The 17,455-nt window shown below is 71.7% G+C and carries 10 protein-coding genes; 5 read left to right on the top strand and 5 right to left on the bottom strand.

Annotation, left to right across the window (positions count from 1 at the left end; translation table 11 throughout):
- Window positions 1-20: 20 nt before the first annotated feature.
- Complete coding sequence (locus K7C98_RS38070) at window positions 21-3,197, bottom strand: efflux RND transporter permease subunit (RefSeq protein ID WP_224196807.1); 3,177 nt, start codon at window positions 3,195-3,197, stop codon at window positions 21-23.
- 85 nt (window positions 3,198-3,282) lie between these two features.
- Window positions 3,283-4,530: an efflux RND transporter periplasmic adaptor subunit gene (locus tag K7C98_RS38065; RefSeq protein WP_224196806.1), complete on the bottom strand. Its 1,248-nt coding sequence runs from the start codon at window positions 4,528-4,530 to the stop codon at window positions 3,283-3,285.
- Between the two features lie 244 nt (window positions 4,531-4,774).
- Here K7C98_RS38065 and K7C98_RS38060 point away from each other — a divergent pair, with 244 nt between their 5' ends.
- Complete coding sequence (locus tag K7C98_RS38060) at window positions 4,775-6,484, top strand: serine/threonine-protein kinase (RefSeq protein ID WP_224196805.1); 1,710 nt, start codon at window positions 4,775-4,777, stop codon at window positions 6,482-6,484.
- Window positions 6,485-6,491: 7 nt separating this feature from the next.
- Window positions 6,492-8,525, top strand: a complete 2,034-nt coding sequence (locus K7C98_RS38055) for a carotenoid oxygenase family protein (RefSeq protein WP_224196804.1) — start codon at window positions 6,492-6,494, stop codon at window positions 8,523-8,525.
- Window positions 8,526-8,878: 353 nt separating this feature from the next.
- On the opposite strand, the gene K7C98_RS38050 is transcribed toward K7C98_RS38055, so the two are convergent.
- A complete protein-coding gene (locus tag K7C98_RS38050; protein WP_224196803.1) occupies window positions 8,879-11,668 on the bottom strand; it encodes a hypothetical protein in 2,790 nt (929 codons plus the stop codon).
- Window positions 11,659-12,309: a peptidoglycan-binding protein gene (locus K7C98_RS38045; RefSeq protein WP_224196802.1), complete on the bottom strand. Its 651-nt coding sequence runs from the start codon at window positions 12,307-12,309 to the stop codon at window positions 11,659-11,661. The genes K7C98_RS38050 and K7C98_RS38045 overlap by 10 nt, the downstream gene beginning before the upstream one ends.
- Before the next feature lie 338 nt (window positions 12,310-12,647).
- Here K7C98_RS38045 and K7C98_RS38040 point away from each other — a divergent pair, with 338 nt between their 5' ends.
- Both K7C98_RS38040 and K7C98_RS38035 read left to right on the top strand, forming a co-directional pair.
- On the top strand, window positions 12,648-13,364 hold the full coding sequence (locus K7C98_RS38040; protein WP_224196801.1) for a hypothetical protein: 717 nt from the start codon (window positions 12,648-12,650) through the stop codon (window positions 13,362-13,364).
- Between the two features lie 349 nt (window positions 13,365-13,713).
- Window positions 13,714-14,499: an SDR family NAD(P)-dependent oxidoreductase gene (locus K7C98_RS38035; RefSeq protein WP_224196800.1), complete on the top strand. Its 786-nt coding sequence runs from the start codon at window positions 13,714-13,716 to the stop codon at window positions 14,497-14,499.
- A gap of 58 nt (window positions 14,500-14,557) precedes the next feature.
- On the opposite strand, the gene K7C98_RS38030 is transcribed toward K7C98_RS38035, so the two are convergent.
- Window positions 14,558-15,934 carry an MFS transporter gene (locus K7C98_RS38030; protein WP_224196799.1) on the bottom strand — a complete coding sequence of 459 codons (1,377 nt, stop codon included), beginning with the start codon at window positions 15,932-15,934 and terminating at the stop codon, window positions 14,558-14,560.
- 276 nt (window positions 15,935-16,210) lie between these two features.
- Here K7C98_RS38030 and K7C98_RS38025 point away from each other — a divergent pair, with 276 nt between their 5' ends.
- Window positions 16,211-17,350: a hypothetical protein gene (locus K7C98_RS38025; RefSeq protein WP_224196798.1), complete on the top strand. Its 1,140-nt coding sequence runs from the start codon at window positions 16,211-16,213 to the stop codon at window positions 17,348-17,350.
- Window positions 17,351-17,455 lie beyond the last annotated feature (105 nt).

Here is a 17,455-nt window from a genome sequence, read left to right as displayed (position 1 = left end):
GCGCTCCGACGGGCCGGCGCTCACACGTCGATCGGATAGCGCTCGAGCGACTCGCTCGGCGAGGGCGGCGGCGGCGGCGGCTGCTTGCCCTTGACCAGGTCCCACCACGCGCCCAGGGCCCGGCGCAGGTCCTCGACCGCGAGGTAGAGCGCGGGCACGAGGATCAGCGTGATCGCGGTCGCGAACATCACGCCGAAGCCGAGGCTGATCGCCATCGGGATGAGGAAGCGGGCCTGGACCGAGGGCTCGAGGATCATCGGCATGAGGCCGAAGAAGGTCGTCACCGACGTCAGCAAGATCGGTCGGAAGCGGCGCACGCCGGCGGCGACGACCGCCTCGAAGTGCCCGAGCGCGCGGGTGCGGCGGAACTCGTTGGTCGCGTCGATGAGCACCAGCGAGTCGTTCACGACCACGCCTGAGAGCGCCACCATGCCCATCATGCTCATCATGCTCAGCTCGTAGCCGAGCAGGACGTGGCCGCCGATCGCCCCGACCAGGCCGAACGGGATCGCCGCCATGACGATGAGCGGCTGCACATAGCTGCGGAACGGGATCGCCAGCAGGGCGTAGATCGCCAGCAGGGCCATCAACGCGCCGGTCTTCAGGCTGCCGAACGACTCGGCCTGCTCGCGGTTCTCGCCGCCCATCTGCCACGACAGGCCGGGGTACTTCTCGGGCAGCCCGTCGAGCAGCTCGGCGCGCAGCTTGCCGTTGACCATGCCCGGCGTCGCCTCGCCCTCGCGCAGCTCGGCCGTCACGTGCACGATGCGCTTGCCGTCGGCGCGCTCGATCGACGGCCAGCTGCGGCCGCGCTCGATCACCGCCGCCTCGTGCAGCGGCACCTCGCCGCCCTGCGGCGTGCGGATCAGCAGCTCCTCGATGTCGTGCTCGCTGCGGCGCTCCTCGACCGGCAGGCGGGCGAGCACCCGCACCTCGTCGCGGCCGTCCTGCTGGCGCAGCGCCTCGGCGCCGAAGAACGCCCCGCGGACCTGGCGGGCGATGTCGGTCGACGTGAGGCCGAGCGTGCGCGCCTCCGGCGTCAGCGTCAGATCGAGCTGCGGCTTGCCGAGCGCGACCCCGTTCTCGACGTCGAACACGCCGCCGTAGCTGCGCAGCGTCGCCGCGACCTCGTCGGCGGCCCGCTCGAGCACGTCCTCGTCGGCGTGGCTCAGCTCGACGTCGACCGGCTTGCCGGCGCTCGGGCCCATGTTGGCGGAGAAGTTGAGCGTCTTCGCCTCGGGCACCGCGCCGACGCGCTTGCGCCACTCGGCCGCGAAGTCGCCGGTCTTGAAGTCGCGCCGGTCGCTGGGGACGAAGAACACGCGCACGTTGGCGACGTGCCCGCCGGACCCGTTGGTGCCGCCCACGGGGCCCATCACCGGCCCGCGCGAGCCGACCTGGGCGAACACCCCGCGCAGCACCTGGTCGCCGCCGTACTCCTGCACCAGCTCCTGCGCCGCGCGGACCAGCCGCTCCCGCACGCGCTGGGTCTGCTCGACCGACGAGCCGTACGGCAGCTCGATCGCCGCGGTCACCACGTCGCCCTCGATGCCGGGCATGAAGCGGAACCCGATCAGCCCCGACGCGACGTACGTCAGCGTCAGCACCAGCGTGGCGAAGCCGAGCGTCAGCGTGAGGTAGCGGAACCGCAGGGCCGCGCGGGCGAACGGCGCGTAGACGCTCGCGACGAAGCGGTCGAGCCCGACCACGAAGCGCTGCTGGAACTTGAAGACCGCGCCGTAGACGCCGCCCTCGGGCTTGCGGAGGTGGCCGAGGTGGGCCGGCAGGATGAACAGCGACTCGACCAGCGAGAACACCAGGACCGAGATCACGATCACCGGGATCACGCTCATGAACTTGCCCATGAACCCGGGCAAGAAGAACAGCGGTGTGAACGCGGCGACGGTGGTGAGCACCGAGAAGACCACCGGGATGCCGACCTCGCGCGAGCCGCCGATCGCCGCGTCGATGTACGACTCGCCGCGCTGGGCCCGCTCGAAGATGTTCTCGCCGACCACGATCGCGTCGTCGACGACCATGCCGAGCACGACGATGAAGGCGAACAGCGAGATCATGTTCACCGACACCCCGAACATCGGCATCAGGAACAGCGCGCCGAGGAACGTCGTCGGGATGCCCCACGCGACCCACAGCGCCACGCGGATCTCGAGGAACAGGCTGAGGCACAGGACGACGAGGATGAGGCCGCTCTTCGCGTTGCGCATCAGCAGGTCGACGCGCTGGGCGTAGGTCTCGGACATGTCCTGCCACTGGGCGATCTTCACGCCCTCGGGCAGCCGCGGCTCGAACTTGGCCGTCAGCTCGCGCACCGCGTCCGAGACCTCGAGCGGCTTCTGCGAGCCGATCCGGTACACGCGGATCATCACCGCCGACAGGCCGGCGAAGCTGGCCGACTCGTCGGTCTCGGCGAACGTCTCGCGCACGCGGGCGATGTCGCCGAGGCGGACCTCGGTGCCGGCGGGGCCGGTGACCACCGGGATCTCGGAGAACCCGCGCTCGTCCTCGCGGCGCTCGTCGGTGCGGACCAGCACCTCGCCGGTGGCCGTCTTGACGCCGCCGCCGGGCAGCTGCAGCGACGTCTGGCTGACCTTCGCCGCGATCTGCTCGAGCGTCAGGTTGTGCACGCGCAGCTGCTCGCGCGGCACCTCGATCGAGATCTCCTTCTTCGGCGCGCCGGCGAGGTCGGCCTGGGTGATCCGCGAGTCGGAGAGGTACAGGTCGCGGGCCTCCTCGGCGATCCGGCGCAGCACCCGCAGGTCCTGCTCGCCGTAGACCACCATCGAGATCACCTCGGAGCGGTTCGTGACCAGGCTGACCACCGGGCGCTCGGCGTCCTTCGGCAGCGACGTGATGCGGTCGACCGCGCTCTTGACGTCGGCGAGCACCTTCTCGTCGTCGGCGTCGATCGTCAGCTCGGCGTTGACGCGGGCCGAGCCCTCCGACGCGGTCGCGACCACGCGCTTGACCCCGTCGATGCCGCGGACCGCCTCCTCGACCGCGAGCACGATGCCCTGCTCGACCTCGGCCGGGCTCGCGCCGGGGTACGGCACGGAGATCGAGACCATGTCGAGCTCGGTCTCGGGGAACACCTCCTGCTTGACGCGGCCGGCCATCAGCAGGCCGCCGACGAGCAGCAGGATCATCAGCAGGTTCGCGGCGACCGGGTTCTTCGCCATCCACGCGATCGGACCGCTGCCTGCCACCGTCCCGGACGAACCAGAAGCCGACGAATCCATGGTGCTCCTCGTGCTGCGCCTCGGGTCACCCGGCGCGGGGTTTGCTCGCCGCGATCAGCGACGGCGAGTCGCCCTCGATCGTCACTTGCATGCCCTCGGTCGGGGTCGCCAGCGGCGTGGTCACCACCGCGTCGCCGGCCGCCAGCCCGCGCGCGAGCACCGTGGTGGCCGAGCGCCACACGACCTCGATCGCGCGCTGCGTCAGCTTGCCGTCGACCACCAGCCACACCTTGTCGTCGTCGATCAGCGCGACCCGCGGGATCTCCGTCGTGTCGGCCAGCGGCTGGCCGTCGAGCTCGACCCGCACCGAGCTGCCGAGCAGCAGCGGCAGGCGCGGCGCCGGGGCGGCGCTGGCCGGCGCGTCGCTGACCTTTGGGACCTGTCCGTAGAGACCTGTCCCGAGGGGGTCGGGCACCGCGACCAGCAGCCGGGCCATGCGACCGCGGGCGTCGACCTGGCCGAGCAGGCGCTCGACGTAGCCGTCGCGCTCGATGACCACGCCGGCGCCGGCGTCGTGGATGACCTTGGCGAGCGAGCCGCGCGGGCCGGCGCTGTTGACCCCGGGGATCTCCAGGTGCACGAGCTGGGACACCGGCACCGCGATCTCGACCCAGTAGCGGTCGATCGCCACCAGCGTGGCCAGCTGGGTCTGCGTCGTGACCACCTGTCCGAGCTCGACGGTCGCGTCGGTGACCATGGCGTCGAACGGCGCGCGGACCGTCGTCCGGCCCAGGTCGCGCTTGGCCCGACCGAACTGCTCGCGGGCGGCTTCGACGTTGGCCTGGGCGCTGCGCACGTGGACGTCGCGCAGCGCGAACTCGCGCGCGTGGTCGGCGAGGCTCTCGGAGCGGCCCTGCCACTCGTATTCGGCGACCGACTTGCGGCCGCGTTCGTCGGCGAGGGCGACCGAGGCCTGCTCGAGCGCCGCCCGCTGCGACGCCACCTGGGCCGAGACGTCGCGGGCGTCGATGCGGATCAGCGGGTCGCCGCGGCGGAGCAGGCCGCCGGGGGCGAGGCCGTCGCTGCGTTCGACGACGCGGCCGTTGACCTCGGACGTGACGCGCAACTGATGCACCGGCTTGACCTCGCCGAGGCCGCGCACGGTCACCGGATGCGCGCCGGGCTGCGCCCGTTGCACGACCACCGGGACCTGCCGTCGCTCGCTCGGCGCCGCCGTGACCTGCGGCTTCATGCCTCGGATGACGCGCATCATCACGAGCGCGGCGACGATGACGATGACGATCAGGACACCTTGAGCCAGCGCTCGCTTCATCGTCGGGGGGGCTCCCTTTGCCCGCCGGGCATAGCGCGGGCGCCTCCGGAAGTACATCGTTTCCACGGAGCGGGTGACGTCGGAAACCTCCGGTCCCGGCGGCGAAACCGGCGCCGTGTCCGGGGGACGCCTTCGCGTGGACACCGGGGTTTTCTCTTGCAGCCGCGGGACGATCTCGCGCCGCCCGGCGTCGCGCTGCGGTAGTCTCGGCGAGTACGCCGGGGGTCGGGCTCGGGCGACGGACATGAAGCGACACCACGGCGACAACAAGCGCGGCAGCCTCGCCGCCGGGGCGGAGTCCGACCCCGACGCCTGGCGCGACAGCTTCGCCGCCGCCTTTCCGGGCAGCTCGGCCGACGAGGTCACCGTCGACACGCTGGCCAACATGTCGGTGGTCCCCGACTCGTCGCACGGCCCCGACACCGACGCCGAGGACGAGCTGTCGGAGCCGACGCGGCGCCCCGGCTACCTCGGCGAGTCGGCGCGGATCGGCAAGTACGCCGTCCTGCGCCAGCTCGGCGAGGGCGGCATGGGCGTCGTCTACTCCGCCTACGACGAGGAGCTCGACCGCCGCGTCGCCCTCAAGCTCATCCGCCCCGGCCGCGACAACAGCCCGGCCAACCAGCTGCGAATGCAACGCGAGGCGCGGGCGATGGCCCGGCTTTCGCATGCCAACGTCGTCCAGGTCTACGAGGTCGGCCGCTGGGAGCAGCAGGTCTACCTGGCCATGGAGTTCGTGCAGGGCCGCACGCTCGGCAGCTGGCTCAAAGCGCAGGCGCGACCGTGGCAGAGCGTCCTCGACGTCATGGTGCAGGCAGGCCGTGGTCTGTCGGCCGCACACCAGGCCGACATCGTCCACGGCGACTTCAAGCCCGACAACATCCTCATCGACGAGCAGGACCACGCGCGGGTCGTCGACTTCGGGCTGGCGCGCGCGGCCCCGCGGACGGAGTCGTATCACAGCTCGCAGAGCCTGCGACGAGACGCGGCGGCAGATCCCGGGTCGATGAACCGCGGCAGCCTGGCGAGCGGCGCCGTCGAGCCCGACCCCGAGCACCAGCACACCTCGGCGCCCGACGCCGGCGTCCCGCTGCCCGAGCCGGGCCGCAGCCACGGCGGGCGGGTCGCCGGCACGCCGGCGTACATGGCCGCCGAGCAGCACGCCGGGCGTCAGCCCGACGCCCGCACCGACCAATTCGCGTTCGCCGTGACCCTCTACACCGCGCTCTACGGCCACCACCCGTTCGCCGGCGGCAGCCTGCTCGAGCTCGTCATCAACGTCAGCGACGGCAAGATCCGCCCGCCCCCGGCCGACTCGCCGGTGCCCCCGGGGGTCCACGCCGCCATCGTCCGCGCCCTCGACCGCGACCCGATGTACCGCTTCGACAGCATGGACGACCTGCTCGACGCGCTGAACCGCGGCAGCGGCCGCGCCCGCGACCCCGAGTTCGACCTCTCGGTCGCGCGGCCGCAGCGGGTCATGCTGTCGATGATCATCCCGGCCAGCATCCTGGCGATCACCGTCGTCCTCATCATGTACAGCCCCGAGGGCAGCCTGCTGCCCAGCGCCGCCAGCAACGCGATCGCCGGGGCCGTCATCAACGTGGTCCTGTTCGGCCTCATCTTCGCGTTCCGCGGCTCCTTCTTCAAGAACACGATCAACCGCCGCGTCATGGCCTGGCTGGTCGTCTCCTCGCTGGCGATGCTGGTCCACCGGACCACCGCGGTCGTGCTCGACACCCCGGTCGCCACCACCATGGTCAACGACCTGCTGATGCTCGGAGCCATCGCCACCATGGCGGGGATCGCCATCGAGCGCTGGATCTGGTACTCCGCCGGAGTCATGCTCTCGGGCGCCCTGCTGTGCGCCGCCTTCCCGGCGGTCTCCTCGCTGATCCTCGTCGCCTCGCTGATCGGGGTGTTCCTGCTCGCCTTCCGCTTCTGGAGCCGCTGACCGCGTCATGTCCGACAGCGCCCAATCTTTCACCGAACGGGTCGAGCGCGGCCTGCTGCACGCCTACCACGGTGACGTCGTCGACCACAGCGCCCGCTACGCCGTGCGCACGGGACATTACCCTTCGGACCTGTCCGGAAGGACATTCACGACAGTCTTCCCGTACCAGGCGATCCACGAGCACCACGAGCTCAACGTCAACCCGCACATGCTCACCGCCAGCGGGCGGCTGCTGACCCTCGACCTCGAGCCGCACCGCGACGGCGGCAACGTGTTCATCCGCGCCGCCACGCGCTTCATCGAGAACCAGAGCTGGCACCTGCGCAAGCTCGCGCCCGAGGCGTTCGTGCGCACCGACTTCGCCGAGTTCTCGTGGTTCGGCACCTCGAACCTCACCAACACCTCGCCGATCCCCGTGTTCCCGGTCGGCGCGCACGACGGCCGGCCCGGGCGGCGCCTACTCCTCTCGTACGACGCCGGCCGGCCGGTCGAGGTCTCGCCGAAGACCCTCGAGCACATCACCCCGGTCGGGCGCCCGAACGACTACCACACCGCCGTCGGCAGCTCGTTCAGCCCGATGATCATGACCTCGGGGCACCCGGTCTACGACCCCGACTTCGAGCCGGGCAAGCCGCGCCTCCTCTACACCAACATCGTCCCGCGGGTCGCCGACTTCCTCCACGTCAACAAGCCGATCCGCGCCGACCTCTACGTCACCACCTGGGACGGCGGCCCGTCGAGCCCGACCCCACCGATGCGGGTCACCGTCGACGGCGAGGGCGTGATCCTCGGCCACGCCAGCGTCCACCAGATCTGCCTCACCCGCAATTACCTGGTCGTCTTCAACGCCAACCTCGTGCTCAACACCTCCTCGCTGGTCGAGCCGCTCACGCCGCTGCTGTGGAAGTGGCTGGTCGAGAGCCGCACGATCGAGGTCCCACGCAACCTGCGGGTGCTGTACCGCTGGCTGCGGATCCGCCTGCGCGAGGCCACCCCGGACCACGTCTGCCCGGTCTACTTCATCCACAAGGACGACATCCGCCGCGCCCTCGCCTCCGGCGCGCGCGAGCTGCCGGCCAGGCGCGTCGACCTCATGTGGGAGCTGACGCATGCGCTGACCGACTACGACGACGACGGCGACGTCGTCACGATCTTCGCCCAGCACAACGTCGGCGCCGACCCGGCCGACCAGATGGAGGCGGGCGACCGCCTGATCGGCGGCGGCATCGTCCCCGACAGCCTGCTCGGCATGTTCTCGTCGGCGACCGACCTCAACCAGGTCCGCCGCCACGTCGTCGACCTCCGCCGCGGCACCGTCGAGACCCGCGCCTTCCCCCACCCCGACGACCGCGAGCACTTCCCGCTCGGCCTCAACATCCTCCCGCCGCTGCAGATCTCGCCGTACCTCTCGGAGCACGACACCTCGGCCGCGCCGAACCTGCTCCGGATCTGCCGCCGCCTCGACGCCACCTACTGGGTCGCCGGCGGCTGGCTGCCGCAGACCATGAGCGCGCGGGTGTTCGCCAACTTCCGCCGCGGCCGGCCCGACGGCGCCTGGCCGCCGCGCCGGCTGATGCCGGTGTCCGAGTTCATCGAGCGGATCTCCGATCCGGACAACACTGTCCGCTTCTACCGCCTCGACCACGAGATGCGGCTCGACAGCTGCTACACCTTCCCGCCCGGGTGGTTCATGGCGGCGCCGATCTTCGTCCCGCGCCCCGGCAGCCAGAGCACCCGCGACGGCTACATCGTCACGCTCGTGTGGGGCCCCGACCACCCCGACATGGAGATCTGGATCTGGGACGCCGCCCACCCGCTCGACCGCGGCCCGGTCTGCACCCTCGGCCCCGGCCCGCACGAGCAGGGCATCCGCCCCGGCTTCCCGCTCCACAGCGCGTGGGTCGACCGCGACGGCGTCGACGAGTGGGAGCGCCCGCCCTACGAGGTCCCGACCATCGAGATGCCGACCTACCTCAAGCTGCTCGAGCTCGGCACCATCGGCGCCGGCGTGCTGCGCCGCCTGTGGCAGCAGACCCGTTAGGAGCGGGCCTGAGACAAGCCCGCGACCGAAGGCGCGGGGCCGTGGGAGATCTGGGTGACGGCGGGCACGGAGCGGCGGATCGGGTCCCTCGCTTCGGCGGGGCCCTCCCAGGCAACGTGCTCGGCGCCCTCGGGCTTCGATGATGACCTGACGTTGAGGACAGGTTCGTTCGTGCCTCGCGGACGATGGCGCCTGCGCGCGGTTGCCTGCGGCCCCTCCCGCCGGCGTCCCACTCCGCCGCTCCGTGCCCGCCTGCGGAGAGCGTCGCCGGCCCCGCTTGTCGCCGTGCGGGAAGCTCAGCGAGCGACGGTGAGTGCGACGCGACAGACCGCGTGCAGACGAGCCGCCGGTCGCTACGGGCGCCAGAACAGCGGCGGCTCGGCCGTGCCGCTCGACTTGTTCACCTCCTGCTCGGAGTTCGGGGTCGGCGTGAAGGTGCCCGTCAGCCAGGTGATCCCGACCTGCTTGAAGTCGCGGAGGATCTCGGGATCGATCGTGTGCGTGCCGTGGAAGTCGAGGTGCGCGCCGGTCGGCTGACCGGTCTTGTCCGTCTCGATCAGGCGGACGGTCAGCGAGCGCATCGCCCAGCGCGTGATCATGCCGCTCACGAGGACCTCCCTGCCGCCCTCGGCCACCTGCATCACCTGGTCGCCGGTGAACTCGAACTTCAACTCGGTCCAGTGACCGGCGACGCCCGGCACGCGCGCCTGCTCGCGCTTCTTGTCGATGATCTGACCGAGCTGAGACCCGTGCAGGATCATGCGATCGTGCAGCGCCGCCTGCTCGGCCGACTGGGTGTCGACGAGGATGTCGACCAGCACGGGCACGTGATCGCTGACGTACTTGCGGTAGAGGTAGAACGCGCGCGCCAGGTCGGGATCCTTCGTCTGCGCCAGATCGTAGGGCGGCAGCGGGGCCGGGGCTTTCTTCTTCTTCTTGGGCGGGGACTTGGTGCTCTTGCTCTTCCGCGTCCGCGGCGCGGGCCGCGGGTGCTTGCTGGCGTCGGCGTCGATGTCGCCCGCGAGCTGGGGGTCGGCGAGGATGATCCGCTTCGCGAGATCGAGGATGTCGATCACCCCGCTCTGGACGACGTGCTGCTCGAGGTCCGAGCCGACCTTCATGAGGAAATGGTCGTAGGCCGCGCTGTAGAGCTGGGCCGTCCCGGCGGCCTTCTCGAGCTTGGCGAGCCCGGCCTCCAGCGTGGCGAGCGAGGTCTTGGTCCCGCGCGTGCTCGTGGCGTAGCCCAGGTCGAGGAACTTCTGCAGCGCCCGCGTCTCGCCGGTGCGCTTGCCCGGGCTGTAGTCGAGGTTGAGGTCGCCGACCAGGAGCGGGTTGTCGAAGCTGCCGAGGGTCGCCGCGGCCGCGCCCGGGTACTCGACGGCCAGATCGAGCATGCGCTCGACGCTGAGCCCGCGCAGCCTGGCGAGCTCGCTCGACGGCGTCGCCTTCTTCTTCTTCTGCCCCTGGGGCTTGGGCTTCGTCACCTCCCACAGCGCGTGCAAGGCCGCGATCGGCAATTGCACGTGCTTGCCGCCGAGGCTGAGCCACAGCGACATCACGAACGGCGAGCGGCCGTTGATGTCGTCCTGGACGTCCTGGAAGCCGAGCTGCTTGCCCGCGGGATCGGTCGAGCACAGGCTGGCGCCGGTGCACAGCCACGCGAGCTTGCGATCGCAGGCCTCGTGCCCGACCCCGAACTTGCTGGCGAGCCGCGTCGGCGGCGTGCGCCACATCGCCGCATAGGTCTCGACGTCGTAGGCGGCGAACACCTTCGTCTGCAACAACAGGCTCGCGGTCTCGACGGCGTAGTTCCACGCGTTCGCGCTCGGCTCACCGGCGCCGTCGCAGGTCGGACAGCGCGCCGGCCTGCACTTGCCGCAGACGACCTGGCGCCGGCCGGTGCCGCTGCAGCGCTCGCACGTGGTCCCGCGCGACAGCCTGGCCTTGTAGCCGAGCCCGTCGCAGTCGGAGCAGTCGACGGTGACGGTGACGGGGACCGTGCCGCCGCCGGCGCACTGCTGGCACATGCGAACGGCCTGACCTTGACCGGCGCAGCCGGCACAGGCGACGGTGATCTGGCGGGTGCCGCCGCAGCGCTCGCACTGATCGACGTCCATCGACGAGGGCCCGGCGCACTCGGGACAGGGCTGGACGGCGCCGCGCCGCCCCTGGCACAGGGGACAGGTGACGCGCTCCGAACGGGCGCCGTTGCAGGTCGGGCACTGCTGCTGCTGCGTGACCTGTCGCTCGCCCTCGCCCACGCACGTCACGCAGTGACACGTGGGGCACCACTGCTCGACGGGCCGGCCGCCGCACTCCATGCAATTGCCGTCCTCGCTGCCGCAGCGGCTGCACGGCCAGCGCAGGATGCGTTCCTCGTGACAGGTGCGGCAGGTGCAGTCGCGGCAGAAGACGGTGCGCTGGCGCGTCCCCTTGCAGAACGTGCACGTGCAGTAGAGGCACGTCTTCCGTCCCCCGCACTCGCAGCCGGCCCCCGCGCAGGTCGGACAGGCGGTGGTGCGGACGAACTCGGCGGCCTCGGGCCTGAAGTCGGTGCCGTCGATGAGTTGCTTCAGCTTGGGATAGCTGACCCGCTTCTTGTCGTAGGTGACCGCATAGGTCGGGAAGAACGCCTCGATCTCCTCGGTCCAGTCGAGGTCCTCCGTGATCTTCATCTTGCTCTGCTGCAGGTCGTCGAGCGTGAAGGACTGCGGCAGCTCCATCTTCTTGAACGCGCGCCCGCTGCCCACCAGGTGGAAGTCGCACGGCGAGGTCGGGTGCTCGCTGCCGAAATTCCCGTGATCTTGCAGCTCGATGCGCGCGACCGCCTTGTCGAGGTCGATGTCGGTCTCGATGAGCAGCAGGAGGTCGATCTTCAGCGCCTCGACCAGCCGCTTGATGAAGGCGTGCACGAACGGCCGGCCCTTATCGATCTTGCTGCCCTTGTAGTCCTGGATGTTCCACGACACGATCGAGAAGATCGCCTTGGGCGGCTTGGGCGTGACGATCGGCACCGTGGTGGTGACGGACTGGCCGCTGACGAGCGCGCCGTGGACCACCGTGGTGCTGACCGTCGGCCCGGCGTTGTGCAGCGCCAGCGTGTTCGCGCGGGTGCTCAGGATCGTCGCTTCGGTCAGGTGCATGGCGGCTTCGGGTGCGCGGTGGTGTCGTGGAGGCGCTCGAGCTCGGCGAGCGTGGCGGCGTCGAGCGCCCCGCTGACCGCGAGGCCGTGGCGCTGCTGGAAGCGGCGCAGCGCCGTCGCCGTCGCGTCGTCGTGCCGGCCGGTCGGCGCGCAGGGGTAGCCGAGGTTCATCAACCGCTTCTGCGCCCCGGTGATGGTGTCGAGCGGATCGAGGTGCCCGATCTCGATGACGATCGGCGCGGCCCCGGGCAAATGGAGGACGGCGCGGCTCAGCTTGGGGTCGACCCAGTGCGTCAGCACCCCGTCGGCGTCGGTGCTGCCGTGAAAGACGTCGCCGCCGCACTCGAGCTCGTAGGCGAGGCCGGCGCGGGGCTCGTCGCCGTGGTAGAGCTGCAGGCGGAGCTGCGCCGGGACGCCCCGGCGGCGGAACACGTGGCGGAGATCGGTGGCCACCGCGACCGACTTATCGCGACGAGCCGGGATGACGACGACGTCGCCGGGCGCGAGCACGTTGTAGTTGCGCCGCAGCCGGGCCAGCTCCCGGTTCTCCGGGGCCGACCAGATCGTGTCCGGCGATAGCCCGTACTCGGCGGCGATCTTCGGCAAGCTATCGCCCTGCGCGATGATTCGACGGACGCCCATCGACGCGACTATAGCCGATGGCGTCGGCGCTCGCTCCGTCGCGCGCGCTCGCAGGCGCGCTCGTGAGAGGTTCACGCGAGCGCCGGCGATGGTGGTTCATGCGCGGCGGCTGGTGTGCACGTGACGCATGAGCGAACGGCTCCTGCGTCGCGCGTTCGACCCCCGTCCGGCGCCGAGTGCCGCGGCGAGCGGGAGCGCCCGACCGACGAGGTCGGCGACGATCGAGATGCCGACCTGGCCCGAGCTCGCACCACCGGCGCCGCCTGTCGCAGCGGCACCGCGAATGCGTCGTTCCTCGCGTTGACGGCCTGCGCTCGCGCCGGCACCCTGCGCTCGCCATGTTCGAGTACAGCCCAGCCTGGCCCCACGGAACCCTGCAGGCCGCGTTCACCGACGTATTCTTCGTCGTCGGCACCAATCGGACCCACCACGCCGGCGTCGACATCCAGACCAGCCGGACCATGACCGTCGTGCGCGAGGACGGGGCGCTGACGCTGCTCAACACCGTGCGCCTCGACGACGAGGGCCTGCGCGCGCTCGAGGCCCTCGGCCAGGTGCGGCACGTCGTCCGCCTCGGGGCGTTCCACGGCCGCGACGATCCGTTCTACTGCGACCGCTACGGCGCGACGCTGTGGGCGTTGCCGGAGGCGACCCACGCCGACGGACGAGCCGCCGATCGTGCCCTCGCCGAGGGCGGACCCTCCCCGGTCCGCGGCGGCGAGGTCTTCGTCTTCAATTCGGCGCGGTTCCCCGAGGCCGCCGTGCTGCTCGCGCGCGACGGCGGGATCCTGATCACGTGCGACGCGATCCAGCACTGGACCCACGTCGACCGCTTCTTCTCGGCCGAGTGCGGCGCGATGTTCGAGGCCCAGGGCCTGATCCGCCCGGCCAACATCCCGTCGACGTGGCGCGGCGCCTGCGCCCCCGACGTGGCCGACTTTCACCGTTTGCTCGCGCTGCCGTTCCGCCACCTGATCAGCGCGCACGGCGAGCCGCTGCGCGACGAGGCCCACGCCCGCGTCGCGGCGAGCGTGGCCGAGGCGTTCCCCGCCTGAGCTCCGCCGCCGCGCCAGGCGCTCGTGAGGGCCTCGACGCCACGCCTGCCCCGACCTGCCCGATCCGGCATGCTCGACAAGACATGCCCGCGTCGCAACGCCTTCAAGACATGTCCCATTTGACATGCTCGATAGTTCATGCTCATCGAGCCATGCCCAATCACGAACCACGCCGCGTCGCATGAGTCCCGGTTCGGGCCCGGCCCGACAGCGACCTCATCCTTGCCGACCGGAGGCGGCCCGGGCGCGCGAGCCCTGGCGGCCCTACGTGCCGCGGCCGCACGCCCCCTGACGCCTCGACTGCCGCGCCTGCGTCAGATGCCGGCCCGGCGCGTGTACCTTCCGGCGCATGACAGCCCGTCCGCCCCTCGCCCTCGTCACCGGCGCCAACCGTGGCCTCGGCCGCGAAGTCTGCCTTCAGCTCCGCGATCGCGGCCACCGCGTGATCCTCACCGCCCGCGACGTCGAACGCGGCCAGGCGGCCGCCCGCGAGCTCGGGGTCGAGTTCCACCAGCTCGACGTCAGCGACGACGCCAGCGTCGAGCGCCTCGTCGCCGACCTGCGGCGCGTCCACCCCGAGGGTCTCGACGTCGTCGTCGCCAACGCCGGCGTCGCCCTCGACGGCTTCAACGCCGAGGTCGCGGCCACCACCGTCGACACCAACTACTTCGGCGTCCTGCGGATCGTCGAGGCCGTGCTGCCGCTGCTGAACCCCGGCGCCCACCTCGTGGTCGTCTCGAGCGGCGTCGGCCAGCGCGACCTCCTGGGCCCGCAGCTGCGCCCGCGCTTCGACCTCGAGCGGCTCAAGATCGCCGAGCTGTCCGCGCTCATGCGCCAGTTCGTCGCCGACGTGCGCTCCGGCCACCACCGCGACGCCGGCTGGCCGAGCACCGCCTACGGCACCTCCAAGATCGGCACCACCGCCCTCGCCCACGTCCTCACCCGCGAGCTCGCCGGCGACCCGCGCAAGATCAGCGTCGTCGCCGTGTGCCCGGGCTGGGTCCGCACCGACATGGGCGGCCCCAACGGCGAGCGCGACGTCGCCTCCGGCGCCGCCAGCATCCTCGCCGGCCTCGACGTGCCCCCGAGCGAGCCGCACCGGTTCTTCCGCGACGGCGCCCCCGCCAACTGGTGAGCGCCGCGATCATGATATCCGAAAGGACATGTCGAAGACGACATGTCCTTCAGGACACTCAGACCGGCCGGTGACCCGCCGCCGTGATCCCGGCCCACAACCCCGGCCGGCGCGCATAGCCGCGATCGCCGGGCTTGAGGTCGTCGATCTCCGGGGTCCGCCAGACCAGCAGCACCGCGCCGACGAGCATCAGGATCAGCGTGAACACGCCGACCCCGAGCTGCACCGCCAGGCCCGGGCCGCCGCCGAGCGCGGCCGCGAGCCGGTCGCCGAGCACGGCCGACAGCACGCTGCCGACCGGCATCGCCCCGAACATCGCCATGTTGAACAGCGCCAGCACGCGCCCGCGCATCGCGTCGGGGGTGAGCAGCTGCACCGAGGTCATGAGGCTCGAGAAGGCCCAGATCCAGAAGAAGCCCGACACCAGCAGGCACGCGGCCGCCCACCCCGGGTCGGTCGCCGCGCAGTACAGCGTCATCGCCGTGCCCGACATCGCCAGCGCCAGCGGGATGATGTGATGCCGCGGGTACCACGACGGCAGGCGCCCCAGCGTCAGCCCGCCGAGCACCGCGCCGCCGCCGATCGCCGACAGCATCACGCCGTAGGTCGCCTCCTCGGCGTGGTACACCTCCGACACGAACAGCGGCAGCATCCGCTGCAGCGGCGCCGCCAGCATGCTGAGGAGCAAGAGGCCCAGCATCACCCGGCGCACGCCCACGTGGTCGCGCACGAACCGCAGCGCCTCACCGACCTCGCGCCACGGCGCGTGCGCGACCCCGGCCCGGGCCGGCGGCGCCGGTGCGGTCGAGCCCACGGCCCACAGGACCCCGACGAAGCTCAGCGCGTTGAGGCTGAACAGCAGCGTCGCCCCCCACCTGGCCATCAAAACACCCGCGAGCGCCGGCCCGGCCACGCGCGCCAGGTTGAACTGCATGCCCATCAGCGCGATCGCCTGCGGCAGCTCCTCGCGCGGCACCAGGCGCGGGCTCAGGGTCTGCCAGGCCGGCGTGTTGAAGGCCATGGCGACGCCGTTGACGAGCCCGAGCCCGAGCAGCACCGGCGGCGTGGCCCAGCCGAACGCGTGCGCCACCGCCAGCAGCGCGGCGATCGCCATCATCGCCACCTGCGTGATCATCAACATCTTGCGGCGGTCGACCCAGTCGACGAGCAGCCCCGCCGGCAGCCCGAGGATCAGCATCGGTCCCAGCTGCGCGACCGCGAGCGCCCCGAGCATCAACGTCGAGGATGTCTGTTCGGCCATGAGCCACTGGACGCCCACGCCCTCCATCCAGGTGCCGATCGACGAGCCCATCGCGCCCAGCCAGACCCGGCGGAACCCGACGTGACGCATCACCCCGCGCCACGGCAGGCGCGAGACGTCGTCGCGGTCCATGCCGACCTGCGACGCGCTCGGGTCGACATGCAGGTGCTGCACCACGGCGCGAGCATAGCGCGTCGCCCGGGCCCGCGCCGCCGGGCCTTCTCACATGAACTTTCGGACATTTTCTCCGCGCGCATCGGCGCCCGCCCGACGGGCCGCGCCTCGTGGTCCGGGCCGCGGCGATGTGCGACGCTCTCCGTCGCGGCCTCGCCGCCCGCGCCGCGGCCCCGCGACGTCTCGCTGCGGCGTCCGCCGCGCGGCACCTCATCACATGCGCTCGGGGACATGTTCATTCGGACACCTCACGACGCCGCCCCGGCCGATCGGCCCATGACCTCCATTCGCATGGTCCTTCGGACAGGTTTAGAGAACCTCTCCCGCCTGCGCGCCGCCCTGCCCTGGCTGGCCGCCGCCGCGCTCGCCGCCGTCGTCGCCCGGCCGGCCCGCGCCGCCTGCGACTGCGTCCTCCCCGGCCCGACCTTTTACCCGCCGCACGTGCCCGAGGCGTTCGCCCCCGCGGTCTTCACCCGCGAGGAGGTCGCGGCCCTGACCTGCCGCCCGGCCCGCCAGGGCCGGCTCGCGTGCACCTGGACGGCCCGCTACGTGCTGACCCGCACCCAGTCCACGGCGATCCCGCTGAGCTTCGCCTACCCGACCGGGGCCGACATCACCGTCTCGTTCGACGGCGCCGCGGTGGCCGGCTCGGTCGACGCGCTCGACCCTCGCTTCGGCGTCGACCAGCGCGAGCTGTTCGCGACATGGCCCGCAGGACAGACAGATCGGCTGGTCGTCGAGATCCGCGCCGACCTGCGCCTGAGCCCCAGCCAGTGCGGCTGCGACAGCGCCCGCACGACCAACCGCCGGCGCCACCCGCTCGTCACGCGCGCCGACGCCACGACCTACGCGCTCCACTACCGCCCCGACGACGCGCCCGGGACGATGCGCCTCACCCTCGATCTCCGCCGGCCGTGGCAGGAGCGGCGCCCGCGGCTGTTCCCCGGCGGCAAGGGGCGCCGGATCACCCGCGACGTCGTCAAGGAGCGCGACGAGCCGGCCGTGTTCGCCTTCAAGACCCTGTACCGCCTCGACCCCGGCGGACCTGTCGCCGGCCTCGGCCTCAGCTTCGGCCCGGAGGGCCTGCGCCCGCGCCTGCGCCTCGGCTGGGAGGTCGCCTGGCCGAAGATCTGGGTGCACAGCCTCGTGATCGAGACCGACGCCCGCCGCCGCGTCGCCATCATCCCGGCGTGGGAGCTGACCTATCCATACACGCCGAGCCGGTGGATCCCCGAGGCCGGCGTCGGCGTCGGCGTGCCGGTGCAGCTGGCCCCGGTGGCGCGCCCCGGCGTCCGCGTGTTCGTCCGCCTCGGCTGGCTGTGGGCCGCCGTCGTCGGCACGTTCGACGTCTACCCGGCCGTCCGCGGCGCCCCGCCCGAGCGCCTCGGCTCGCTGATGCTGCAGTTCGGACTCTGACACCTGCTCGTTCGGGCATATCCCATGAAACATGTCCTTCGGGCCCGCTCGCGACGACGCCCGCCGCACTCCGGGGAGTACGACGGGCGCTGTCGGGCCGTCAGG

Source organism: Nannocystis pusilla (assembly GCF_020073745.1).
Classification (GTDB): Bacteria; Myxococcota_A; Polyangia; order Nannocystales; family Nannocystaceae; genus Nannocystis; species Nannocystis radixulma.
The sequence above is the reverse complement of the archived record's forward strand: the minus strand, read 5'-3'. Positions and strand labels throughout refer to the sequence as shown.